Annotated in this window: 23 protein-coding genes and 1 tRNA gene; 10 read left to right on the top strand and 14 right to left on the bottom strand. The window is 68.0% G+C overall.

From position 1 onward, the window contains the following. The first annotated feature begins 87 nt into the window (after positions 1-87). The gene (locus JOE67_RS01300) at positions 88-2,109 is read left to right on the top strand and encodes a DUF262 domain-containing protein (RefSeq protein ID WP_204973753.1); all 2,022 of its coding nucleotides are present in this window, start codon (positions 88-90) and stop codon (positions 2,107-2,109) included. Then, positions 2,109-3,359: an alpha/beta fold hydrolase gene (locus JOE67_RS01305; protein WP_204973754.1), complete on the top strand. Its 1,251-nt coding sequence runs from the start codon at positions 2,109-2,111 to the stop codon at positions 3,357-3,359. The genes JOE67_RS01300 and JOE67_RS01305 overlap by 1 nt, the downstream gene beginning before the upstream one ends. Positions 3,360-3,370: 11 nt before the next feature. Here the strand turns inward: JOE67_RS01305 and JOE67_RS01310 are convergent, their stop codons facing one another. Beyond that, the gene (locus JOE67_RS01310; protein ID WP_204973755.1) at positions 3,371-3,577 is read right to left on the bottom strand and encodes a hypothetical protein; all 207 of its coding nucleotides are present in this window, start codon (positions 3,575-3,577) and stop codon (positions 3,371-3,373) included. A gap of 96 nt (positions 3,578-3,673) precedes the next feature. On the opposite strand from JOE67_RS01310, the gene JOE67_RS01315 reads away from it, so the two are divergent. Further along, the gene (locus JOE67_RS01315) at positions 3,674-4,540 is read left to right on the top strand and encodes a DUF72 domain-containing protein (RefSeq protein ID WP_204973756.1); all 867 of its coding nucleotides are present in this window, start codon (positions 3,674-3,676) and stop codon (positions 4,538-4,540) included. A 10-nt stretch (positions 4,541-4,550) separates the two neighbouring features. Here JOE67_RS01315 and JOE67_RS01320 read toward each other — a convergent pair whose 3' ends face one another. Beyond that, a complete protein-coding gene (locus JOE67_RS01320; RefSeq protein WP_204973757.1) occupies positions 4,551-5,558 on the bottom strand; it encodes a YihY/virulence factor BrkB family protein in 1,008 nt (335 codons plus the stop codon). A 143-nt stretch (positions 5,559-5,701) separates the two neighbouring features. Here JOE67_RS01320 and JOE67_RS01325 point away from each other — a divergent pair, with 143 nt between their 5' ends. Further along, entirely contained in the window at positions 5,702-5,944 is a 243-nt protein-coding gene (locus tag JOE67_RS01325; protein WP_204977169.1) for a hypothetical protein, read from the top strand. On the opposite strand, the gene JOE67_RS01330 is transcribed toward JOE67_RS01325, so the two are convergent. Beyond that, positions 5,932-6,981, bottom strand: coding sequence for an iron-containing redox enzyme family protein (locus JOE67_RS01330; RefSeq protein WP_204973758.1), 1,050 nt, complete (start codon positions 6,979-6,981; stop codon positions 5,932-5,934). The genes JOE67_RS01325 and JOE67_RS01330 overlap by 13 nt on opposite strands. A gap of 168 nt (positions 6,982-7,149) precedes the next feature. Between JOE67_RS01330 and JOE67_RS01335 the strand changes: the two genes are divergently transcribed. Further along, complete coding sequence (locus JOE67_RS01335) at positions 7,150-7,356, top strand: CDGSH iron-sulfur domain-containing protein (protein WP_204973759.1); 207 nt, start codon at positions 7,150-7,152, stop codon at positions 7,354-7,356. 233 nt (positions 7,357-7,589) lie between these two features. On the opposite strand, the gene JOE67_RS01340 is transcribed toward JOE67_RS01335, so the two are convergent. The 4 genes from JOE67_RS01340 to JOE67_RS01355 all read right to left on the bottom strand — a co-directional run bounded on the left by JOE67_RS01340 (position 7,590) and on the right by JOE67_RS01355 (position 10,252). Continuing rightward, the gene (locus JOE67_RS01340; protein WP_204973760.1) at positions 7,590-8,243 is read right to left on the bottom strand and encodes a response regulator transcription factor; all 654 of its coding nucleotides are present in this window, start codon (positions 8,241-8,243) and stop codon (positions 7,590-7,592) included. 137 nt (positions 8,244-8,380) lie between these two features. Further along, the gene (locus JOE67_RS01345; protein ID WP_204973761.1) at positions 8,381-9,037 is read right to left on the bottom strand and encodes a hypothetical protein; all 657 of its coding nucleotides are present in this window, start codon (positions 9,035-9,037) and stop codon (positions 8,381-8,383) included. 572 nt (positions 9,038-9,609) lie between these two features. After that, positions 9,610-9,683, bottom strand: a tRNA-Ile gene (locus JOE67_RS01350). A 5-nt stretch (positions 9,684-9,688) separates the two neighbouring features. Next, the gene (locus JOE67_RS01355; protein WP_204973762.1) at positions 9,689-10,252 is read right to left on the bottom strand and encodes a gamma carbonic anhydrase family protein; all 564 of its coding nucleotides are present in this window, start codon (positions 10,250-10,252) and stop codon (positions 9,689-9,691) included. A 139-nt stretch (positions 10,253-10,391) separates the two neighbouring features. Here JOE67_RS01355 and JOE67_RS01360 point away from each other — a divergent pair, with 139 nt between their 5' ends. Continuing rightward, on the top strand, positions 10,392-10,877 hold the full coding sequence (locus JOE67_RS01360; RefSeq protein ID WP_204973763.1) for a Dps family protein: 486 nt from the start codon (positions 10,392-10,394) through the stop codon (positions 10,875-10,877). 68 nt (positions 10,878-10,945) lie between these two features. Here JOE67_RS01360 and JOE67_RS01365 read toward each other — a convergent pair whose 3' ends face one another. The 6 genes from JOE67_RS01365 to JOE67_RS01390 all read right to left on the bottom strand — a co-directional run bounded on the left by JOE67_RS01365 (position 10,946) and on the right by JOE67_RS01390 (position 17,460). Then, positions 10,946-12,433, bottom strand: a complete 1,488-nt coding sequence (locus JOE67_RS01365; RefSeq protein WP_204973764.1) for an amidohydrolase — start codon at positions 12,431-12,433, stop codon at positions 10,946-10,948. Further along, positions 12,430-13,071, bottom strand: a complete 642-nt coding sequence (locus JOE67_RS01370; RefSeq protein WP_204973765.1) for an FMN-binding negative transcriptional regulator — start codon at positions 13,069-13,071, stop codon at positions 12,430-12,432. Before JOE67_RS01370 ends, JOE67_RS01365 begins: the two co-directional genes overlap by 4 nt. Before the next feature lie 36 nt (positions 13,072-13,107). Then, positions 13,108-14,589: an alanine/glycine:cation symporter family protein gene (locus tag JOE67_RS01375; RefSeq protein WP_204973766.1), complete on the bottom strand. Its 1,482-nt coding sequence runs from the start codon at positions 14,587-14,589 to the stop codon at positions 13,108-13,110. 89 nt (positions 14,590-14,678) lie between these two features. After that, positions 14,679-15,689 (bottom strand): Fpg/Nei family DNA glycosylase, encoded by a 1,011-nt coding sequence (locus JOE67_RS01380; RefSeq protein WP_204973767.1) that lies wholly within the window; start codon positions 15,687-15,689, stop codon positions 14,679-14,681. A 1-nt stretch (position 15,690) separates the two neighbouring features. Next, on the bottom strand, positions 15,691-16,176 hold the full coding sequence (locus JOE67_RS01385) for a ribose-5-phosphate isomerase (protein ID WP_204973768.1): 486 nt from the start codon (positions 16,174-16,176) through the stop codon (positions 15,691-15,693). A 99-nt stretch (positions 16,177-16,275) separates the two neighbouring features. Continuing rightward, a complete protein-coding gene (locus JOE67_RS01390) occupies positions 16,276-17,460 on the bottom strand; it encodes a ferrochelatase (protein WP_338041454.1) in 1,185 nt (394 codons plus the stop codon). Positions 17,461-17,606: 146 nt separating this feature from the next. Between JOE67_RS01390 and pepN the strand changes: the two genes are divergently transcribed. The 4 genes from pepN to JOE67_RS01405 all read left to right on the top strand — a co-directional run bounded on the left by pepN (position 17,607) and on the right by JOE67_RS01405 (position 23,440). After that, positions 17,607-20,183: an aminopeptidase N gene (gene pepN / locus JOE67_RS01395; protein ID WP_204973770.1), complete on the top strand. Its 2,577-nt coding sequence runs from the start codon at positions 17,607-17,609 to the stop codon at positions 20,181-20,183. A 76-nt stretch (positions 20,184-20,259) separates the two neighbouring features. Continuing rightward, a complete protein-coding gene (locus JOE67_RS15440; RefSeq protein ID WP_239527939.1) occupies positions 20,260-21,333 on the top strand; it encodes a mechanosensitive ion channel family protein in 1,074 nt (357 codons plus the stop codon). After that, positions 21,288-21,779 (top strand): globin, encoded by a 492-nt coding sequence (locus JOE67_RS15445; RefSeq protein ID WP_239528279.1) that lies wholly within the window; start codon positions 21,288-21,290, stop codon positions 21,777-21,779. The genes JOE67_RS15440 and JOE67_RS15445 overlap by 46 nt, the downstream gene beginning before the upstream one ends. Continuing rightward, the gene (locus JOE67_RS01405; RefSeq protein WP_204973771.1) at positions 21,776-23,440 is read left to right on the top strand and encodes an FAD-binding dehydrogenase; all 1,665 of its coding nucleotides are present in this window, start codon (positions 21,776-21,778) and stop codon (positions 23,438-23,440) included. Before JOE67_RS15445 ends, JOE67_RS01405 begins: the two co-directional genes overlap by 4 nt. Here JOE67_RS01405 and JOE67_RS01410 read toward each other — a convergent pair. Then, on the bottom strand, positions 23,437-24,102 hold the full coding sequence (locus JOE67_RS01410) for a DUF8185 domain-containing protein (RefSeq protein ID WP_204973772.1): 666 nt from the start codon (positions 24,100-24,102) through the stop codon (positions 23,437-23,439). The genes JOE67_RS01405 and JOE67_RS01410 overlap by 4 nt on opposite strands. Positions 24,103-24,114: the final 12 nt, after the last annotated feature.

A 24,114-nucleotide genomic window follows, 5' to 3' on the forward strand; every position in this document is an offset into this window, starting at 1 on the left:
GCCGGGTGGCTCGGCCGGAGAAAATGGCCGCGGGCTAGACTCGATCCGGCGGACCGTCACCCCGCCGCTCGGAGGAATCACGCAGCCATGGCAACGGCCACCAATGTCGAAGCACACGCAACGGGCACGATCCAGTGGCTCTCCGCCCCGACGACCAACATCGTCGTCCCGGTCTACCAGCGTCAGTACCGGTGGGACATCGGCGGATGCGAGAAGCTGCTCTCCGACATCAGGGCAGTCGCTGGTGAAGACGACGGTCATCGGCACTTCATCGGGTCGATCCTGTCGGGTCGCGACGCGGCACCCGAGGCGGAGCCGGATGCCGAGACGGGCGACCTGATCCTCATAGACGGTCAGCAGCGCATCACGACGATCATGCTGCTGATCGCCGCGCTGCACCACGCTGTGCGCGACTGCGACTCCGCGCTGGCCGCCGAGCTCGAGCGGGTGCTGGTGCGCGCCGACGATCCGAGCCGCACCAAGCTGCGGCCGCATCACGCGTGGGCAGAGCTCTACGAATCGGTCGTGCTCGATCGTCGTGGCGACGCGGACCGAGAGTCGCGCTTCGACGACAACTATGCGTTCTTCCGCAGCCAGGTGCACGCGGACGAGGCGCCGTCGATCTGGCGCGGACTGCAGCGTCTCGAGCACGTGTCCATCACGCTGGGCCCACAGGCGAGCGCGCAGCAGATCTTCGAGAGCCTCAACTCCACCGGCCAGCCGCTGCGCGACCACGAGCTGATCCACAACTACATCCTCATGGGTCTCTCGCACTCCGAGCAGCTGCGCATCGAGGAGGAGTTCTGGCTTCCGGTCGAGCGGCACACGGGAGAGACGATCGGCGCCTTCTGGAGGCACTACCTCGTCATGACCACCGGACGCGAGATCGATGCGGCGGGCGAGCACGGCGTGTACGCCGCGTTCCGGGCGTCCTTCCCGCGGGTCGATCTCGACCGGTTGCGCGACGACGCGGAGGTCTGGCGCGAGTACGCCGAGATCTACGGCATCCTGCTGGACCCGACGCGGGAGCCGGATGCCGGGATCCGCACCCAGCTGCGCAATGTGAACACGTTCGGCCGCACCTCGTACCCTCTCGTGATGAGCGCCTACGGCAACCACCGCCGCGGCGTCATGACCCGCGACGAGCTCATAGAGGTGCTGGAGTGGATCCAGGCACTGTTCCTGCGCCGCGCGATCGTCGGTCTGCCCAGCGACCGCCTGATCGCCCGGCTCTGCCGTGCGCAGGCCGAGGGCCGCGACCCTCTGATGCGCGCGATCGCGCGCATCACCCCGTCCGATGAGCGGATCAGCGCGGTGCTGAAGTACGGCGAGCTCCCCCACCCGGCGTACGTGCTCGGTCGCATCGCCGGAGTCGAGGATCTCGCCGACTACGACGTGGAGACCATCGTGCCGCCGGTGCCCGCCACGTCATGGAGCGGTGACGGCGTTCGGGAGTGGAAGGAGTACAGCGAGGATGAGCAGAACGCTCACCGCGCGCTGACTCCGACTCTCGGCAACCTGACCCTCCTGGAGGATTCGCTCACTCTGCGTGTCTTCGGCGCGTCGTTCCCCGAGAAGCGCGATCAGGCCTACGCCCGCAGTGCGGTCCCGGCGACCCGTGAGCTGGCCCGCGTCCCCGCGTGGAACACGGCGGCGATCGCCGCGCGCACCGTGCGGCTGACCGAGGAGCTCGTGCGGATCTGGGCGCGACCCGACGTCGACGAGATCGACGATGACGGTCTGACGCCGGTGCTCGACGCGGTGCGCCGGCGCGGGTGGCCGGCCGGCTGGGATCGCGAATTCGACTACTGCGAGTACCGCGGAGAGCACTGGGAGATCAAGGATGTCCGTGCTCTGTTCAATCGCGTTTTCCGGCGCGCGTGGACCGACGACCGTCCCGCCGCCCTCGCCTACAGCGCCCGCCACGGTGGACCGCTCTACAGCGAGACGGCGTGGAAGGGCCAGTGGGATCAATTCGACGAGTCGCACTTCCTCTACATGGGCTGGGATTCGCATTACATGATGACCGCCTTGCAGGGGGTGCTGGAGGAGTCCGGCATCGCCTCGGAAGTATTCGTGAAGTACTCGTACATAGGGAACGTGATGTGATGACCAGCACCATCGTCCGGCGCATGCAGGACCTCACCGTCGAAGAGCACACCCTCACCGTTCCCCTGGTGTGGGGCGACCCTTCGGACACGCGGACGATCGACGTCTTCGCCGCCGTCGTCAGCCGCGAGGGCGGCGAAGACCTGCCCTACCTGGTGTTCCTTCAGGGCGGCCCCGGGCACGAGGCGCCGCGTCCCTTCCACGGGCCGTCGGTGCCATCATGGCTCGACGCCGCTCTTGCCGGGCATCGCGTGGTGCTGCTCGATCAGCGCGGCACTGGCCGCTCCACGCCGGTGGGCGACGGGCATCTGCAGCGCGGTGCTGAGGCGGTCGCCGAGCACCTCACCCACCTTCGCGCGGATTCGATCGTCCGCGACTGCGAGGCGTTCCGAGCGCATCTCGGGGCCGAACGATGGAACGTGCTCGGTCAGTCGTTCGGCGGGTTCACGACGCTGGCCTACCTCTCGACCGACGCGTCGTCACTCGAGCGCGTCTACATCACCGGTGGATTGAGCACCCTCGACCGCACGCCCGACGAGGTGTACGCACTCTGCTACGACAAGATGCGCGACGCCTCGGAGCGGTACTACCGTCGCTTCCCCGAGCACCGCGACCGCATGCGCCGGCTTGCGGATCTCGCCCTCGCGGGCGAGATCGTGCTACCCGATGGAGAGGTCGTGTCGTTGTCGCGCCTGCGCTCAGCGGGATCGGCGCTCGGCACCAACGACGGCTGGCAGACGCTCTGGTCGCTGCTCGAGCTCGACCCCTCGTCGAACGCCTTCCGTCACGACCTCGCCGCGGCGATGCCGTACGGCGGACGCAATCCGCTGTACTACGTCTTCCACGAATCGAGCTACGCCTCCGGTCACGCCACACGCTGGTCAGCGGAGCGCATGGAGCCCTCCGACTTCGCAGCAGATCCCACGCTCTTCACCGGGGAGCACATCCGCCGCGAGTGGACCGAGACGGTGCCCGCGTTGCGTCCCTGGCGCGAAGTCGCCCTGGCGCTCGCCGAGCACGAGTGGCCCACGATCTACGACGCGGCCGCGATCGAGGCATCCGGGACAGTGGGCGCCGCAGCCGTCTACGTGAACGATGTGTACGTGCCGTACGAGTACTCCATGGAGACCGCGCGACTGCTCCCTGGCGTGCGCACCTGGGTCACCAGCGAGCACGAGCACAACGGTCTGCGGGCCGGCGACGTGCTCCCCCGCCTGATCGATCTCGCGCACGACCGCCGCGTGCGCTGAGCGGCAGCCCGTCAGTCGGCCGCCTCTCGTTCGTCTTCGTCTACGGGCACGGCGATGCTCTGCTCGACCACGTCGGCCGGATCGGCGTGGATCCCGTCCGGCGCCGGATCGCTGACGGTGCTCTCCGGGTCGAGCGGCTCCTCTGTCTGCTCACGCGTCTGCTCGAGGGCATCCGCCTCGGGGATCTCGGCCGTCGGCCCGTCCTGATATCCGCTCATGCTGTCCTCCTTCGCGATGGGTACCCAGCGTGACCGCCGACACTCGTCGCGTCAAGGGCGTGGCGTCGCCAGAGCCGCAGCTCTACGGTGAACCGGATGACGCCACACGACGCACTCGCCTCCCGCCGTCACGCCGTGCGGGTGGGCACCTCAGGGTGGCGTTACCGCTCGTGGCGCGGCGACTTCTATCCGGACGGACTCGTGCAACGCGCTGAGCTGAGCTACATCGGCGAGCAGTTCTCGACCGTCGAGCTGAACGGGTCGTTCTACTCGCTGCAGCGACCGCAGAGCTACCTCCGGTGGCGCTCGGCCGTGCCAGACGACTTCGTCTTCGCGGTGAAGGGCTCGCGCTACATCTCGCACATGCTGCGGCTGCGCGACGCCAGCACCGCCCTCGCGAACTTCTTCGCATCGGGCGTGCTCGCCCTGGGTCCGACGCTCGGCCCCATCCTGTGGCAGCTGCCGGAGCGACAGCGGTTCGAGCCCGATGTCCTCGAGACCTTCCTCGAGGGCCTGCCGCGCACGACGAGGGAGGCACGGGCACTGGCCGAGCGTCATGACGCGCGGATGAACGGACGTGCGTGGCTCGACCACGTCGACGAGCGACCGCTGCAGTACGCGCTCGAGCCCCGATCGGAGACCTTCGACGACCCCGCGCTCACCGAGATCCTCAACCGCCACGGAGTTGCGCTGACAGTCGCCGACACCGCCGGCAGATGGCCGCAGTTCGAACCAGGAGACGCCGATCTCGTATACGTGCGCCTGCACGGAGCATCGGAGCTCTACACGAGCGGCTACTCAGCCGAGGAGCTGCAGACGTGGGCCGATTGCTGTCGCCGCTGGGCCGCCGCGGGCGACGGACGAGACGTCTGGGTCTACTTCGACAACGATGCGCGCGGGCACGCGCCGCACGACGCGCGTGCCCTCGCCCGCCTGGTCGGCGACGCGCCGACGCCTCGGTGAGCCTCTGAGCTCACCTTCGAGAGCGGCGCAGCCGCCGCGCCAGGCGCTCATCCGCCACGTCGTTCTCGGCCGTCTTCTCCAGCCGCGTGGTGTCGCGCAGGGGGATCTGCAGCTCGCGCTCGGCGGGAACGCCCCGACGCAGCTCGCGCACACGCTCGAGCTCAGCGTCGAAGAGCGCCCCCACGAGCAGGGCGATGTTGCCGATCCACAGCCACAGAAGGAAGAGGACCACTCCTGCGAACGAGCCGTACAACCGGTCGTAGTCGGCGAGATTGCTCACGTAGAAACCGAATCCGACGGATGCCACGGCGAACGTCCCGATGGCGACCAGCGCGCCGACGCTCATCAGGCGGAACCGGGGATGGGCGATGTTGGGTGCGAAGTAGTAGAGGATCGCGACGATGAGACACACCACGAGCACCAGGGCGGGCCAGCGGGCGATGCGCCACACCGTCAGAGCCACCTCACCGGCTCCTAGCGACGCACCGAGCGACTTGGCCAGCGGCCAGCTGAGGGCGGCCAGTCCGCAGGCGATCATCACGAGCACGAAGACGGCGAACGTGACCAGCAGGTGCGTCGGCTTCGCCTTCCAGAACATGCGCCCCTCGGGAACCCCGTAGATCCGGTTCATCGCCCTGCCCAGCGCCGTCACATACCGAGCGACCGACCACAGCGCGAAGATCAGGGCGAGAACCATCAGCCAGCCGGCGCCGGCGGTCGACGCGACCTGCTCGAGCGGCTGCTGCAGGGCCTGCACGATGTCAGCGGGCGCGACCTCGCGCAGCACGTCGAGCGCAGCCTTCGCGGCCCCGCGCTTCTCACCGAACACGCCGATGACCGAGAACGCGGCGATGAGGGCCGGGAACATTGCGAGAATCGCGTAGAACGTCAGGCCGGCTGCCGCATCCGGCGAGTAGGTGCGGAAGAAGCCCCTGGCCACCCGTCTGATGATGAGTGCGGTGGCCTCTCTGCGCTCGCCGTCGCGATGCATGCCGTCGTGCGGCGCGTCTGTCCCCATCCGTCCAGGATGCCCCATCCGCGCCCTCGTGCCACCGGCCTTGCGGCGAGCAGAGCCGCGATGCTACCCGGCTCGAGCCGCTGGTCAACCCCTTTGCCCAGCCGGTCCGGCCACGGCACGGTGGACACCGGAAAGGAGCTGCCATGTCGAACGTCCACGAACAGCCCGATGAAGAGCCCACCACCGAGGAGCTCGAAGAGCCGAGCACCGAGAAGGAGCCGGGCGAGGAGCCGAAGGTCGAGCACCCCGAGCAGCCTGAACCCGACCACGAAGCCGTCGGCATCGGCGTCGTCGGCGGGCCGCAGAGCGATACCGCCGACGCAGCCGCCCCTCAGTCGGCGGACAATGGTCAGGCGCAGCCGGTGGACGGCGATCAGTCCGACTGAGGCTGCGTGCGCAGCGAGCTGCGACCGGCCTCGAACGCCTGAAGGATGTGCTCGCTCGCCCAGCCGTCGACGGTGAGGCACGCCGACGCTCCGAACAGGATGTCGTCGAGCAGATCGGGGTCGTCCTCTGCGAGCGAACCAGCCAGATCACGCGCCGCGATCTGCTCGTGCACGGCATCGGCTTCGACGTGCTCGTCGTAGTAGGCCGCGACATCATCGTCGAACCCCACCCGCCGCAGCCCCTCCGCGATCGCACGGCACGGCAGCGACGACGTCATCTCGAACGCGGCCAGGTGACCGACGGATGCTCCGCGCAGGCGCCGGTTCAGGCCGAACATCGTCATCAGGTTGAAGGAGGCGAGCGTGATCGCCGGCACCTGGTTCACATACGCGCCGTAGGTGTCGTCGAGCCCGGCCCCGCGCATCGCCCGAGCGAACATGACCTGGTGCATGCGCTCTGCCCGTCCCCCGCCGTACTCATCGGCCTGGATCTCGATGAGCGCCGCCTTGGCCCGTCCCGTGAGACGAGGGATCGTCCACGAGTGGGCGTCTGCCTCGCGCAGCGTGTACACGCTCCGCTGGATCAGAAGCTCCCGTGCCTGCTCGATGTCGGCCTTGCGGCTGATGAAGTGCGACAGGCTCGGGCCGGGCTGCGGCGCGGTGAGTGCGAACAGCGCCGCAGCGACGGACTCGCGCGTCGGCTCGGGGGCCTCTACCAGCGGAGCCGACGCGCGAACGGCGTCTTCGAACGCCCGCTCGAGCACAGCGCGGGCGGTGAGCAGCGAGGCGTCCCACTCCCAGTGGGCGCTGAACTCGGGCAGAGAACCGTACGACACCGCGTACAGCAGGAACAGCGACAGCTGCACATCCTCATCGGTGATCGGATCCTCGACCAGCACAGCGTCGCGTGCGAGCTGCGGCAGCATCTCAGCCCGTTCCGGCGCTCGATTCAGCAGCACCTTCAGCAGTTCGGCACTGAACGGACCGCGAGCGGTGATGGCGGAGGTGGTCTGGTCGGCGGAGAGGCTGAGCGTCATGGTGCTCCTTCGGCAGGCTGAGCCGGACGGGGGATCCGGCGTTCCCGCAACCCTAAGTCTCGGCGACGGGGCGATGACAGGCCTTGACACGACCCCGTCCGGGTCGTCAAGTCCCTATCACCCCTCGGCTGGGCGCGTCACACTCGGAACAGACGACGAGGAGCCCGCATGACCACGACGAGCGAGACCCCCACGATCACCGCCTGCACAGACGGGCCGCTCCTCGTGCGAGGGGATGTCGAGCTGCAGACATCGGCGGGGCGTCCGGTCGAGCGCCACCGCCGGACGATCGCACTGTGTCGCTGCGGGCTGTCGTCGATCAAGCCGTTCTGCGACGGTGCGCACAAGACATCCGGTTTCCGCACCGATGACTGAGCCGACGCCGGGGCTGCATCGAGAACGCCCTCACCCCACTGGGAGGTGAGGGCGTCGCGATCACCGGCGGAGGTTGGGAATCCGGCGATCGACGGCGATACTGCAGCTGGGGGGCCAGAGCATCGCGGCATGATTCGGAGGGCGGACGCTGCCAGCGCCCACGCTCCTGAGTCCGACCGCAGCGGGGCACGTATTCTCTCCATCGCCACGCCCACCGCGTCGGCCCGCTGCGTTCAGTCGAGCAGTCCCTCGTCCCATGCGACCTTCGCCAGGTCGACTTTCGTGCTGACATCGATCCCGTGCTTCTTGTACTTCTGCTTCACACGGTTCAGATACTTGCGCGCCGTGCCGGCCTGCACCCCGATCGCGTCGGCCACGGCGCTGATGGAGTGGCCTGCGACGTACAACACGAAGACCTTCTCTTCCTGGGCGCTGAGCTTGGGCACGCTGGGAGCACGATCGACAGCTTGACGAGCAAGCTCGGTGACCGGATGTTCGCCATCGACAACCGCTGCGATCGTCGACAACAGCGTTTCCTCCGTGTCCAGTTTGGACACGACGCCGTCGAACCCCGCGTCCACCAGGCGACGCGCTGCGCCCCTCTGGTGGAGTGAAGAGACCAAGACGATCCGCATGCCGGCGTGCCTGAGCGCCATGACCGATTCGAGGTCGCGTGAGTTCTCCGAGCGTGGGAGGAGCTCGGTGAGCACGACATGCGGCCACACGGTGCGACTGTGACGCCGCACCCAGGTGATCAACTCGCTCACGGAAGCGCATGAATGCACCACATCCATCCCCGCACCGTCTCGAAGCAATTCGACCGCCCTCAGCCGTTGCAGCACATGCGGCTCCACGATTGCGGCTCGATACCTTTTCGGCTCTCGCACGTGAACTCCTTCCCCGGGCGATGGCGCATCTCCATCACTCGCCGATTCCCGACCCCCTCGGCCGGTGCCGATGGGCCGATAGGCTGCCCCGCTCTCTTCGGATCCGAGAGCGCGGGGATGCCTGTCAGCCGCGTCTTTCAGAGGCAGCTGATCGTGGGCAAGGAGGTCCCGATGTCGTCGGTCGACGCAGAGCCGTTCGTCGCGCTTCTCTGGAACGCGGTCCAGGTGTAGCAGATGGTGACGCTGCCGGTCGTGGGCGCGGTGTAGGTCACCGTCCACGTCTGGTTGGTGTAGTTGCTCCCGTTGGCAGCGGTGGTGAGCCGGTTCGCGTTGGTTCCCCCCGGAGTTCCGCTCTTTCCTGTCGAGCCGACGGTGTACCCCGCCCAGACCTGAGAGCCGCCGATGGTGAACACCAGGTTCGCAGGCGAGTCCGGCAAGGGGTTCGACCGGTTGGCCTGCGTGGTGAAAGTGATCGAGTAGGTGTTGCCCGCGGTCATCGACACCGTCGCGCACTTTCTCAGAACGTAGTTCGAGGTCGTACTTGCATCGCACCACTGCCAGAATATGCCGTCTGCGCCAGGCTGCGTGCCACCGCAGGTTCCGGAGGTGAAGCTGCCGGTCGTGCTCTGGCTCCACGCAGACCACGCCGGCACGGGGACGGCGCAGGCGGTCGAGGCCGTCGAGCTCGGCGCCGCGGTGGCGACGGCGATCACCGGTATCGCCCACGCCGTTCCTTTGACGAGCGTGCGGCGGCTGATGCCGCTGGACGCGTGCCTGTCGTCGAGATTCGGCATGGGCCCTCCCCAGAGCTGTGACTGCAAGCCCCCCAGGTCGGGGGCAGGGCGATAACTCTCGCAAATAGACAGATGAGCCAGGACAACATTCATTACGCGACAGTCGGAGGTCAATCCACGCCATAGCGTGGAAGAGCTACACATAACGGGAAGTCATGACGCGCATTGATGAGCACATCGATAGATGAATGTCGACTCGACACTGCAGTTCTCATGGAAAGGCGCGGTCTGCTACCCGGTTAGCGAACTGCCGGTTCGGGCACAGTTGGGGGTCAGCGCTGCACGGCGAGGGGTGGGCGGCCGAGTACAGGCCCGCTTTTCGTGGCAGGCGACCCACCGATCCGCAGCGCGTGCGCCCGGCAGAGAGGAGTTCGTGCGCCGTCGTGGTCGGCCTCTGTCCGCGCTCCCAGCGCAGCGCTCGAGCAGCTCGGCCTCTGACACTCGAGCGTCGAAATAGCGCTGCAGCCATTTGGGCCGCGCGAGGGCTCGCCTGGTCGATGAACTTCCACGGCGAGCACGTACCCTGCTGCGTCGCCACCCATGAAGTTCGGGCGACCCGGATGTTCTCTGAGTAGGGCGGGTCGGACTTGAACCGACGATCGTTGGGTTATGAGCCCACTGCCTTAACCAGCTTGGCCACCGCCCCGTAGGTCACCAGCCTATCGTCCGCTGTCCTCCCTCCTGCGGCTGAGCAGCCGCATGAGTGTGCGTGTGGTCGAGATAGATCCCGGCGTTCGCGACCAGACCGCGGCGCTCTTCATCCGTGAGGCGGCGGCGCACCTTCGCCGGCACTCCGGCGACGAGCGAGCCGTCGGGCACCTCCGTGCCGCCGAGCACCACTGCGCCGCCCGCGATCAGGCACCCCTCGCCGATCACCGCACCGCTGAGCACGACGGCACCCATTCCGATGAGCGATCCGTCGCCGATCGTGCAGCCGTGCACCACCGCATTGTGACCGACCGACACGTCCTCGCCGATGAGCACCGGGTGCTCGCTGTCGACATGCACCGACACGTTGTCCTGCACGTTGCTGCGCGCTCCGAGCGTGATCGACGCAGAGTCGCCGCGCAGCACGGCGTTGTACCAGACACTCGCCGCGTCGCCGAGGGTGACATCTCCGACGATGCGCGCCCCGTCGGCCACGAACGCGTCGGCCGCGATGCGCGGAACCTGGTTTCCGAGGGCGATGACAGAAGCCTGAGCGGAGATGGTCATGAAGGTGAGACTACCCTCAGTTCCGCGTGTTTCTGCGGTAGAACGGGCGGGTAAGCGTTGCCTACACTTGCTTGCGGAATGGTTCTGGCTGAGTAGCGTTGTAGTCACAGGACGTGACACGAGACACCCGGAGGTTCACATGAGCAACGCCCAGACCGTACCAAGCATCGCCGTCGACCCGACCGTCGCTGCGGCTGCAGCCCAGTTCCTCTCCCCCGTGGTGCACGGTCTTCAGGCGCTCACCGTAAACGGCAAGCAGGCGCATTGGCACGTGCGGGGCGCGAACTTCATCGGCGTCCACGAACTCCTCGACACGATCGTCGAGCACGCCGGTGACTTCGCCGACACCGCCGCAGAGCGCATCGTCGCCCTCGGACTGCCGATCGACGCGCGCGTGCAGACCGTCGCCGCGAAGGCCGGTCAGACTGCCGTTCCCGCCGGCTTCGAGCAGTCCGCCGAGCTCATCCGCGCCGTCATCGGCGACATCGACGCGATCCTCGTCGACGTGAAGGCTGCCGTCGACGGACTCGACGAGGTCGACCTCACCAGCCAGGATGTCGCGATCGAGATCCAGCGCGGCCTCGAGAAGGACCGCTGGTTCCTCATCTCGCACATCGCCGCCTGAGGCCGACTGACGAAGAGAAGGGCACCGCAGCGCTGCTGCGGTGCCCTTCTCTTCGTCAGCCGGTGGGGTCACGACAGATGGGTCAGCCTGCCACCCAGCACAGTGGCGGCCACGGGCATCCGGCTCAGCGCCGAGCGATCCGCGGTCAACGGATCGACGTCGCACAGCACGAGATCTGCGATGCCGCCGAGCTCGATCTCGGTCTCTCCATGACGGCTGCTGGCCCGGAGCGCCGCATCGACGGTCACGCGCTCACTCGGCTGCCACGGCTCGCGATCATCGCCGGTGCGGTGGACCGCTGCCGCGATCGTCAGCCACGGGTCGAGCGGAGCAACAGGGGCGTCCGACCCGAAGCGCACCGGGATACCCGCCGCGAGCAGCGACGCGAGAGGGTGACTCAGCGCCTGCTGGTGCTGCCACAGGCTGCCGACCATGTCGCGGTCATCCACCGCATGCTCCGGCTGCACGCTGGCGATCACGCCAAGACGCGCGAACCGTGCGAGGTCGGCGTGCCGAACCAGCTGCGCATGCTCGATGGTTCCCCGCGCCTGGGTGAAGGTGAACGCATCCAGCGCCGAGGCGACCGCTCGGTCTCCGATAGCGTGCACGGCCACGTCGATGCCCGACGCGGTGGCGAGGGTGAGCAGATCCCGAAGGCGATCCGGCTCGATCGTGAGCACGCCGAAGTTGGAGGGGTCGTCGTCGTAGGCGTGCGAGCACGCCGCCGTTCGGGTGCCGAGTGAGCCATCTGTGATGAGCTTCAGAGAGCCGACGTGCACGAGACCGCCAGTTCCGGACAGCTCATCCCCCGTCCGCAGACCGCGCTCGATCGCGCGATCGAGGTCTGCCGCATAGAAGGCGAACTCCACCCTGTGCGCGTCGAATCCGGCATCCGCACGCCGACGCCAGGCATCCGCATTCCATGCCATGTCGAAATCCACCAGCCCGGTCACGCCCCGAGCCGCCGCACGATCGGCGGCTCGACGCACGGCGGCGTCTGCGGTGGCATCATCCGCCGCATTGAGCCGACGAGAGATCTCGAACGCATCCTCTTCTCGGAGCATCCCGTCGTCGGTCGGTGCGAAACCCTCCCGCCGGAACGCAGCCGTGTTGAGCCACACACTGTGCACGTCGGCATTGATCAGGTACGTCGGTTCTTCACCGGTGTGCTCGTCGAGCAGTGCAAGAGACGGCGCGTCGGGCCAGAGCGCGTCACGCATGCCCGCGCCCACCCGACGCCCGTCGGCGAGGGCTTCCGCCTCTCCCATCGCGCGAGCGGCTTGGGCGGCCGACCGCATGTCGCCGAGCGGTGATCGCTCCGCGTTCAGCGCCCACTGCACGGTGTGGACGTGGTGATCCCAGAGACCCGCCACGACGCGGCGTCCCTCGCCCTCGAGGACCGCCCCTGCGGGACGCAGCACGCCGGTCGGCGCGACGTCGACGATCCGCCCGCCCTGCACCATGAGGTCGACGGGATCGTCGCCGAAGGTCAGGGTCAGCGGACCGCTCACGCGCACCGCACGGACGACATCGACCCGGTCGCCGCGAGCGATCATGCGTCGCGCCCCTGGCGCGCGTCGCGAGCGCGACGCATCTCGGCCGCCAGCGCCGCATCGGCATAAGGACCCTCGCCTTCCAGAGCCGCGATCACCTCGTCCACGGTCTCTGCCGGCTTGTTCTGGCTGAGCTTGCGCTTGGCGACGACCCTGGAGGGAGTCAGCCGGAATCCGACCGTGCCCGCAGCGAGACGGTTCACGAACGCGTCGTCGTTGGGCAGCTGCCACATGCCGCGAGGACTCGGCATGCGCTTCTCGAAGATGTCGACCATGCGCTCGAGCACCCGCAGATTCTCCTCGTCTGAGAGGATCTCGGGAACTCCGCTGAGGTGCACGGAGACGTGATTCCACGTCGGCACCGCCTGCACGTCGCCGTACCAGCCGGGAGAGACATAGCCATGAGGTCCCTGGAACACCAGCAGGATCTCGCGGTCGCCGAGCCCGTGGATCAGGTCGTCGGGGCGCCCGACATGCCCGACGACGGTCAGGTCGTCGCGCTCATCATCGAGCAGCACGACGTAATGGGAGGCGACCAGGCCATCTGCCGTGTCGCTGACGAGGGTAGCCCACGGGTTGAGCTCGATGATCCGGCGCAGTTCGGCCGGGTCTGTCATGGCGAAGCTGGGGTTCTGACGCACCCCACCAGCCTATGACCGACCCGGCCGAAAGGCGTCTCACACCTTGGACTTCACCACCGGTACGGCCTGGGTCTTCCAGTCCTCGAAAGCCTGGTCGCCGGCCATGAACGCGTTCACTTCGTCGGTCGTCGCTGAGAGCTTGGGATCGTTGTCGAGGTACTTCTTGGTCTCCCGCGCGATGAGCCCGGACAGCAGAAGCAGTCCGATCAGGTTGGGGATGGCCATGAGGCCGTTCATCACATCCGAGAACGCCCACACCACCCCGAGCTGCACGGTGCAGCCGATGAAGACGACCAGCGAGAACACGATGCGGAACGGCATCACCGCCTTGCGTCCGATCAGGCGCTCGATGTTGCGCTCGCCGTAGTACGACCACCCCAGGATGGTGGAGCCAGCGAACATCACGAGGCCGATCGTGACGATGTAATGACCCCACTCGCCTGGCAGGCCGTGCGAGAAGGCCTCGCCAGTCATCAGCGCTGCATCGATCTGCTCACCGGTCTCGGGGTCCTTCATGTTCCACACACCGGTGGTGATGATGACCAGACCGGTGCAGGTGACGACGATGATGGTGTCGATGAAGGTCTGAGTCATCGACACCAGGCCCTGGCGCACCGGATGGCTCGTCTGCGCGGCTGCGGCCGCGATGGCCGCCGATCCCATGCCGGACTCGTTGGAGAAGATGCCTCGAGCCACGCCGTACTGCACCGCGATGATGATCACCGAGCCGGCGAAGCCCCCGACGGCGCTCGTTCCGGTGAAGGCATCGGTGAAGATCTGTGCGAACGCCGCGGGCACTCCGCCGATGTTGGCGATCAGGATGTAGATCGCGCCGAGCACGTAGAAGATGATCATGACCGGCACGAAACCAGCCGTGACCCGTCCGATCGACTTGATGCCTCCCACGAGCACGAGCATCGCGAAGACCGTCAGCACGATACCGGTGACCCAGGTGGGGACGTTGAAGCTGTGCTCCAGGTTCGCCGAGATCGAGTTGCCCTGGGTCATGTTGCCGATGCCGAAGCAGGCGAAGACGGCCGCGATCGCGAAGAACAGCGCGAGGAACTTGCCGAAGCGGTTCGGGATGCCCCGCTCGAGGTAGTACTGCGGGCCGCCCGACTTCTCGCCCGCGGCATCAGTGGTGCGGTAGCGCACTCCCAGGAACGCCTCGGAGTACTTCGACGCCATACCGAGCAGTCCGGTCACCCACATCCAGAACAGCGCCCCAGGGCCGCCGATGCCGATGGCCGTCGCGACGCCGACGATGTTGCCGGTGCCCACCGTCGCAGCGAGTGCTGTCGTCAGGGCCTGGAACTGCGAGATGTCGCCATCGGACCCCGCGTCCTTGCGCGTGAACAGACCGAGACGCAGCGCAGCGCCGAGGCGGAGGAACTGAAGGCCGCCGAGGCGGATCGTGAGGTAGAGACCGGTACCGAGAAGCAGCGGGATGAGGACCCAGGGTCCCCAGATCCAAGAGCTGATGTTCTCGAGCACAGCCTGCAGGCCGGTAAGGTCCATGGGATCTCCTGTCGTGCGGCGTTGCGAACGGACTCAGCCATCTTATTCACAGGGCGCACTCAGGTTCGCCTCTGGGTCGCGCGTCGCGATCAGCGCTGGCAGGAGGGGCACCAGTAGAGCTTGCGAGCCCCGATCTCCTCCAGAGCGATCTCCGTGCCGCAGGCGCGGCACGGAAGCCCCGCGCGGTGATACACCCAGTGCCGGTCGTCTCGGCTCGCCATGGCGGCACGGTACGCATCGCCGGAGAGCCCGTCCATCGTCATCATCTGTCCGGTCTCCACACCGACGGCGAGAAGCCGAACCCAGTCGCGCCACAGTTCCCGCACGGTCTCTTCGGGCACGTCGCGCCCCGGGGTGTGCGGTTCGAGGCGGGCCCGGAAGAGCATCTCCGCGCGGTAGACGTTGCCGATGCCGCTGACCACCGACTGATCCATGAGAAGAAGGGCGATCGGCGTGGGCTTGCGGCGCACGATGCGCACGAAGCGCTCCTCACCCTCGGCCACGTCGCCGACGAGCGGGTCGGGTCCGAGCTTGGCGATCGTCGCGAGCATCTCGTCGGTGGTCTGCAGCACGCACGCGGTCGGCCCGCGCAGATCGGCACAGGTCGTGTCGTTGAGCAGACGCAGACGCACCTGGCCGACGACGGGCGGGGGCCACTCGTCGCCCTCGTCGACGAGCCCCTTGGTCTGCTCCGACATGCGCACGTGCACGCGCGACCTGCGCGGTGCGCCGATCGACGTCAGAGAGTTCTCGCCCGCATCGTCGTAGATGGCCTCGATGTCGTCCGAGCCCAGCTCGGTGCCGCGCTGGTTCGTCTGCCCCATGCGTCCGTTGGCGGAGGCGATCGTGGCGTCGGCCACGATCTCGCCCGCGAAGTCCCAGGCGCCGTACAGCCCCAGGTGGACCCGCAGCCACACGGCGTCTTCGAACTCGAGGAACATCTGCTTTCCAACCGCCATGGCGCGCAGCATCTCCCGACTGTCGAGCACGGCCGCGCCCTCCGCGAAACGGCCCTGAGGGCTGGACGCCCGGACGGGCCGATCGACGAAGTTGCGCGAGAACTGCCGGGCGATGCGGTGAACGGAATGGCCCTCGGGCATGTCAGGCTCGCGGGTCGGGCAGCAGCGACCCGTCCTTCTCGAAGTCGGCGATCTGGCCGATGCGGCGCACGTGCCGCTCATCACCAGGGAACGGCGTCGCGATGAACAGGTCGATGAAGGAGATGACCTCGTCGAAGCTGTGCTGGCGTGCGCCGATCGAGATGACGTTCGCGTCGTTGTGCTCGCGTGCGAGCTCTGCGGTGGAGAGGTTCCAGACCAGGGCCGCACGGATGCCCTCGACCTTGTTCGCAGCGATCTGCTCGCCGTTGCCCGAGCCGCCGAAGACGACGCCCAGGGCTTCGACGCCTGCCCGCTGGTCGGCGACGACCGCCTGCGCCGCGCGGATGCAGAAGGCCGGGTAGTCGTCGAGCGCGTCGTACTCCACTGGTCCGTGATCGATCACATCGTGCCCAGAGCTGCGGAGATGCTCCTGCAGACGGGTCGAGAAGTCGAGTCCGGCGTGATCGGTGGCGATGTGGATGCGCATGAGGACCATCCTATTTCGAGGTGACGGCCGGCGAGCGAGGGGTCACGCGTCGCCGAGGCCGCCGCAGCCCGAAGCCCCGAGGACCGGCGGGCGCGAGGGTCAGGGCGCGATGCCGGCCGCAGCGGGCTTGAACCCGGCTCGGATGTTCTCGCAGCAACCCGGTCGGCAGACATCGAACCACGGACCGAGCTCCGTGACGTGGGCGCGGTCTGCGGCCGGTCGTCCCTCGAGACGCTCCTGGATGAGGTCGACGATGCCGGCGACGAACGCGGGCGAGACGCCGGGCGTCGGGGTGCGGGTGAAGGCGAGTCCCGCGTCTCCGGCAGCCTCCTTCGCCTCGGTGTCGAGGTCCCAGAGAACCTCCATGTGGTCGCTCATGAAGCCGACCGGAACGACGACGACGGCTCGGCGTCCGCGGTCCGGCAGCTCGCCGATGACGTCGCAGACGTCCGGCTCGAGCCACGGCTGCGAAGCCGGGCCCGAACGGGACTGGTATACGAGCTCCCAGGGCACGTCCGCGGCGGCCGGCGTGAGCTCAGCGACTCGGGCCATGACCCAGGCCGCGACCGCCTCATGCTGCACGGCGTAGGCACCGCCTTCGCCCCAGTCGATGTCGCGAGGGCCGGATCGGACCGCATCATCCATCGGGATGCTGTGCGTCGAGAACAGCACCTGGATCTGCTCCGCGGAGAGCCCCTCGTCGAGCCTCTCGCGCACGGCGTCATGAACGCCCTCCACGAACGCCTGCACGAAGCCGGGGTGGTCGAAGAAGGGGCGGATCTTGTCGATCGTCACCACACCATCGAGCTCGGTGCCGTCGAGGATCCGCGAGAAGTCCTCACGGTACTGGCGGCAGCTCGAGAAGGAGCTGTAGGCGCTGGTGGCGAACGCGAGAAGAGCAGTGTCGTCGTTCGCAGCGGCGTCGGCGACCGCCTCCTCGAGGTAAGGCGCCCAGTTGCGGTTGCCCCAGTACACCGGAAGGTCGATCGATCGAGCAGCGAGCTCAGCCTCGAGCGCGGCCTTCAGCGCGCGATTCTGCGCGTTGATCGGGCTGATGCCGCCGAAGTGCCGGTAGTGGTGCGAGACGTCCTCGAGGCGCTCGTCCGGGATGCCGCGGCCGCGCGTGACATTGCGCAGGAACGGGATCACGTCGTCCTGGCCCTCCGGTCCGCCGAAGCCGGCGAGCAGGATGCCGTCGTAGGCGACGGGGACCTCGATGTGCGCCGAGCCTGCGGATGCTGCCGGCGACGCGTGCGGGACGACGATCTTCTCTGGGGAGCTCACGTGGTACATCCTGTCACCGACTCTCTATGAGCCAGCATCGAGGTCTGCGCACGTCTGCGGCGCTGGCGTAGGCTGTCATGGTTGCCGTCGGCGCCAGCAGCGTCGATGCACCTCGACATCCCCTCCACCCATGGGAGAAGACAGCTGTGCCTGGAGAAAACCTCACCCGTACCGAAGCGCAGGAGCGCCGTGCCGTCATCGACACGCAGTCGTACGAGATCTCGCTCGACCTGACCAAGGGCGCGGAGGTGTTCGGCTCGCGCAGCGTGGTCCGGTTCACCGCCACGCCCGGCGCATCGACGTTCATCGACCTGATCGCGCACGAGGTGCGCGAGATCACGCTCAACGGCGAGCAGGTCGACCCGAGCGCCGCATTCGCCGACTCGCGCATCGCCCTCGACGGGCTGCAGGCCGAGAACGTGCTCATCGTCGACGCCGACTGCCTGTACACGAACACCGGCGAGGGTCTGCACCGCTTCGTCGATCCGGTCGACGGCGAGGTGTACCTCTACTCGCAGTTCGAGGTGCCCGACTCGCGCCGCGTGTTCGCCGTGTTCGAGCAGCCCGATCTGAAGGCGACGTTCCAGTTCACCGTGACTGCTCCTTCCGCATGGAAGGTCGTCTCGAACTCCCCCACTCCCGAGCCCATCGTGCACGACTCGTCCTCGGGCTCCGAAGGCGTGGCGACCTGGGGCTTCGAGCCCACCCCGCGCATCTCCTCGTACATCACCGCGCTCGTGGCGGGTCCGTACGAGTCGACGTTCTCGGAGCTGACCAGCGCCTCGGGCAAGGTCATCCCGCTCGGCGTGTACGGCCGCAAGAGCCTGTGGCAGCACCTCGACGCCGACTACATCTTCGACAAGACCCGCGAGGGCTTCGAGTACTTCGAGGCGAAGTTCGGCGTGCCGTACCCGTTCGAGAAGTACGACCAGCTGTTCGTGCCCGAGTTCAACGCGGGCGCGATGGAGAACGCAGGCGCGGTCACGTTCACCGAGACCTACGTGTTCCGCAGCAAGGTGACCGACGCCGTCAAGGAGCGTCGCGTCGTGACGATCCTGCACGAGCTGGCGCACATGTGGTTCGGCGATCTCGTCACCATGAAGTGGTGGAACGATCTCTGGCTGAACGAGTCGTTCGCCGAATGGGCGTCCACCATCGCAACGGCCGAGGCCACGGAATGGAAGGCCGCCTGGACGACCTTCAACGCGATGGAGAAGACCTGGGCCTACCGGCAGGATCAGCTGCCGTCGACACACCCCATCGTCGCCGAGATCAACGACCTCGAAGACGTCATGGTGAACTTCGACGGCATCACCTACGCCAAGGGCGGCTCGGTTCTCAAGCAGCTGACGGCGTGGGTCGGCATCGACGCGTTCTTCGCCGGAGTCGGCCAGTACTTCCAGAAGCACTCGTGGGGCAACACCGAGCTGAGCGACCTCCTCACCGAGCTCGAGGCGACCAGCGGCCGGGACCTCACCACCTGGGCGAAGAAGTGGCTCGAGACCGCCGGTGTGAACACGCTCGCCCCGGTGATCGTCGAAGACGCCGCAGGCGTCATCACCCGATTCGCGGTGACCCAGACCGCTCCGGCCGACTACCCGACCATCCGTCCCCACCGTCTCGGCATCGGCTTCTACAGCCTCGCCGACTCCGACGGTCGCTCCGAGCTGGTGCGCACGCACTATGTCGAGGTCGACATCGATGGCGATCGCACGGAGATCCCCGAGCTGCAGGGTCTTGAGCGCCCCGACATGGTGCTGCTCAACGACAACGACCTCGCCTACGCGAAGATCCGCCTCGACGAGCGCTCGCTCGCTACGGCGATCGAGCACCTGTCCGACATCTCCGACCCGCTCGCGCGGTCGCTCGTGTGGGGTGCGGCATGGGATCAGACGCGCGATGCCGAGACTGCGGCCTCCGACTACATCGACCTCGTGCTCGGCAACATCGGTCACGAGACCGAGTCGACCACGGTGCGCACCACGCTCGCCCAGCTGCAGCTCGCCGCCAACATCTACGTCACTCCGAGCTCCCGCGCCGCCGCTCGCGAGAAGATCGCCGACGGCCTGTGGGCGCTCGCCCAGCAGGCGGAGGCAGGCAGCGACAGCCAGCTGCAGCTGGTCACCGCGTTCGCCAACTCGATCGCCACCGCCGAGCACGCCGGCGTCGTCGGACGCCTGCGCGCGGGCGAGGAGACCCTGCCCGGTCTCGAGATCGACGCAGATCTGTCGTGGCTGCTGCTCGTTGGCCTCGCGGCCGCCGGCGCGACCGACGCCGCCGCGATCGACGCGGCGCTCGCTGCCGACAACACGTCCAAGGGCGGCGAGTTCGCCGCCCAGGCTCGCGCCGCTCTGCCGACTGCTGAGGCGAAGCAGGCCGCCTGGTCGTCGCTCATCGACAACAGCGACCTGCCGAACACGATCGTGCGCTCGGCCGCCCTCGGCTTCGTGCACCCGTCCGGCGTCGAGGTGCTCGGCGCTTTCATCCCGAAATACTTCGAGATGCTGCTGCCCATCTGGGAGGAGCGCACCTACCAGATCGCCGACTATCTGGTCGTGGGCCTCTACCCTCGCTCGCTCGCCAGCGTCGAGCTTCGGGATGCGACCCGCGCCTGGCTCGCCGAGAACCAGGATGCCGCTCCCGCGCTGCGTCGCCTCGTGCACGAGAACCTGGCCGACGTCGAACGTGCCCTCGCCGCGCAGTCGCGCGACGCAGAGGACTGATCCGCACGGCTCACTCGCCGTGATCGAGGCCTCAGCGCTCAGTGAGCGCTGAGGCCTTCTCGGTACCATCGAGGTGATGGACATCCGCTTCCCCGCCGCGACACCCGCTCCCGACCCCACCGATGCCGGATGGTGGGGTGACGTGCTCGACCTGCTCCTCAAAGTCGGCGGAAAGGCCTTGGCCGTCGCCGTGATCATCGCGACGTGCGTGGTGATCGCCTTCGTACTGCGGGTGGTGATCCGCCGCGTCGTGCAGCGCATCGTCAACAGCGCGAAGACGAAGGCGCGCGTCGACGACACGCAGGCTCTCGAGCGCTCGCCCCTCGCCGACATGCGGCTCGTGCAGCGCACCCGCACCCTGGGCTCGATCCTGCAGAACATCGTCAACGTGATGCTCGTCGTGATCGCGCTGGTGCTCAGCGTGAACGCCGTCGACCCCAGCCTTCTCGGCTCTCTCACCCTGCTGACCGCCGCCGTCGGTGCCGGTCTCGGTTTCGGCGCGCAGAACATCGTCAAGGACGTGCTGAACGGCATCTTCCTCGTCGCCGAGGATCAAGTCGGCATCGGCGACGTGGTCGACCTGGGTCTCGCCTCAGGTGTCGTGGAGTACGTCAGCGTCCGGGTCACGCAGGTGCGCGATGTGAACGGCACGCTGTGGTACGTGCGCAACGGCGAGGTCACCAGAATCGGCAACATGTCGCAGGGATGGGCGCGCGCGATCATCGATCTCGGGGTGGAACCGGATGCCGATCTGGAGGTCGTGGAGAAGACCATGCTCGAGACCGCGCAGGGTCTGGCGAAGGATCCGAAGTGGCGTACCCGCATCATCGCGAAACCCGAGATCTGGGGCCTGGAGAGCATCGACGGGGACGCCCTGGTGGTGAGGGTCGTGATGAAGACCCGGGCCAACGCCATGGACGATGTGTCGCAGGAGCTGCGCAGCAGGCTGCGCACGGCGCTTCTGGAGCACGAGATCGGGATCCCGCGGATGAATGCCGTCACCCTCTCCGGCCTCGACGGCGCGCGCCGCGTACGCGGCGCCAACCCGCCCGTCACCAAGCCGAACCCGGTCACGGGGGTGCCGAAGCTCATCGAGCGCGGCATCTGGCGACGCAAGAAGACGACCGACGAGGAAGGCGGCGCACAGTGACGTTCTACGACGAGGTCGGCGGCCAGCCCACTTTCGAGCGGCTCGTCGCGGTGTTCTACCGCGAGGTCGCGCTCGACCCCGTGCTCAAGCCGATGTATCCCGAAGAGGACCTCGGGCCTGCCGCTGAGCGACTGACCTGGTTCCTCGCCCAGTACTGGGGCGGGCCGAGCACATACGGCGAGCAGCGCGGTCATCCCCGTCTCCGCATGCGGCACGTGCCGTTCCACATCGATCCCGACGCGCGCGACCGCTGGCTCCGGCACATGCGCACGGCCCTCGACGAGGTTCAGCTCTCGCCGATGCACGAGGCCACGCTCTGGGACTATCTCGAGCGCGCGGCATATGCCATGGTGAACACATTCGAGCCCTCGGGCATCGGGACGAGCCCCCAGGGCCGCCCCACGCTCGAGCACCGCGCCGCCCCGGAGTCGACGGAGACCGCATGACATCCCTGCCCCGCACCCCTGCATCCGATGTGCTCGTGATCGGCTGGGGGCTGGCGGGGCTGGTGTCGGCTGCCGAGGCGCTCGCCGCGGGAAAGCGCGTGACCATCATCGATCAGGAGCCCCGCCAGAACCTCGGCGGGCAGGCATGGTGGTCGTTCGGCGGACTCTTCCTGGTGGACTCACCGGAGCAGCGTCGGATGGGCATCCGCGACTCGCTCGAGCTGGCGCGACAGGACTGGTTCGGCAACGCCGGCTTCGACCGCGACGTGGACGCCTGGCCGAGGCGCTGGGCCGAGGCGTACCTGGAGTTCGCGGCGGGCAGCAAACGGGCCTGGCTCCGCGAGCGCGGAGTCGGCTTCTTCCCAGTCGTCGGCTGGGCGGAACGCGGCGGCAGCGGCGCGATCGGGCCCGGCAACTCGGTGCCACGATTCCATATCACCTGGGGCACGGGCCCTGGCATCCTGGAGCCCTTCATCGCCGCGGTCGAGCAGGGCGAGGCAGAGGGCAGGATCACGATCCTGTCGCGGCACCGGGTGTCCGAGCTGATCGTCGAGTCCGGCGCTGTCGTCGGCGCCACGGGTGTCGTACTCGCAGACACGCACGCACCTCGGGGCGTGCCCACGTCGCGGGAACCGGTGGCTGATTTCGAGGCGAGGGCGGATGCCGTGATCGTCGCCTCCGGCGGCATCGGCGGCGACCATGACCTCGTCCGCGCCTTCTGGCCCGATCGTCTCGGGGCTCCGCCGAAGCGCATGCTGACCGGGGTGCCTGCGTACGTCGACGGCTCTATGCAGGCTGTGGTCCGCGCCGCGGGGGCCGGCCTCATCAATACCGACCGGATGTGGCACTACGTCGAGGGCATCGAGAACTGGGATCCCGTGTGGCCTGGTCACGGCATCCGGATCCTGCCCGGCCCGTCGTCGCTGTGGCTGGATGCCACGGGCGCGCGTCTGCCTGTGCCGCTGTATCCGGGTTTCGACACCCTCGGCACGCTCGCTCATCTGCGGCGCACGGGGCACGATCACTCCTGGTTCGTCACCTCGCTGAAGATCATCGAGAAGGAGTTCGCCCTGTCGGGCAGCGAACAGAACCCTGACCTGACCGGCCGAGACGTCCGCCTGCTGCTGAAGTCGCGTCTGGCGAAGGGACCAACGGGTCCCGTGCAGTCGTTCCTCGACGAGGGCGCCGACTTCGTCGTGGAGCGCGACCTCGAGTCGCTGCTCGACGGCATGCGCGCCATGCCAGGAGGCGATGTGCTCGATGCGGGACGCGTTCGCGATGAGGTCGTCGCCCGCGACCGTGAGATCGAAAACGACTTCACGAAGGATGCCCAGATCGCGATGCTGCGCTCCATGCGCGGCTACCGCGGCGACCGGCTGATCCGCACCGCTCCCCCGCATCGGCTGCAGGACCCCGCGGCAGGGCCGATGGTCGCCGTCAAGCTCCACGTGCTCACGCGAAAGTCGCTCGGCGGCATCCACACCGATCTCGACGGACGAGCGCTCGACGCCTCAGGCGACCCGATCCCCGGCTTGTTCGCAGCGGGAGAGGCGAGCGGCTTCGGGGGCGGTGGGATGCACGGCTATCGCGCACTCGAGGGCACCTTCCTCGGCGGATGCCTGTTCTCGGGCCGGCAGGCCGGTCGCGCAGCCTCCCGCTAGCCGTTCCCGCCCGTGCTGCGCACCGCCGTGAGGCCCGTCACCGCTGGTCCACGGCTCAGCACGTGCCCGCGGGCGAAGGCGAGCCGGGTCCACCGGCCCGACTCTGTCACCCGCACCTGCTCGGCCCCGCTGATGAAGCCGAACGCGTGGGCGGCGAAGGCGACCCCGCGAGGCAGACCTCCGAGGGCCTCATCGGGCTCGCCCCAGATCCGTGCTCGAAGTGCGCGAACGGCTTCCTCGCCGGAGCCGGGCGAGGTGCCGTGCGCGACCGCAGCGATGCCCCACTGCGCGCGCTCGGCCACGATCTGCGCGGTGAGGTCGGCCACGTGCATCCACTCGCCGCGCGGCGGGGCGACGCCCGCCCACGCCGGCGCACGGCCGGTGTCGGGAAGCGTGAGCTCATGGGGATTGGAGCCCTCGGCGAGGTCATCGACCACGATGTCGCAGCGCAGCTCGGGATCGGCGCGGACGATGCGCATCGCGAGCACCGTCGGCGTCTGGTCGAAAAGGCTCTGTGGCGCGAGCGCAGCCGATGTGAGAGCGAGCACCCCGTCGGCTGCCTGCAGTCGCACCCCGTCGGCGCCCGCTTGAGCGGCCCGTCCCGAGAAGGTCAGCACGTCACGTGCGGTCTGGGTGTCGGCGAGCACGAGCGGTCTGGTCACTCCTCCTAAACT

This window comes from Microbacterium esteraromaticum (genome assembly GCF_016907315.1).
GTDB lineage: Bacteria > Actinomycetota > Actinomycetes > Actinomycetales > Microbacteriaceae > Microbacterium > Microbacterium esteraromaticum.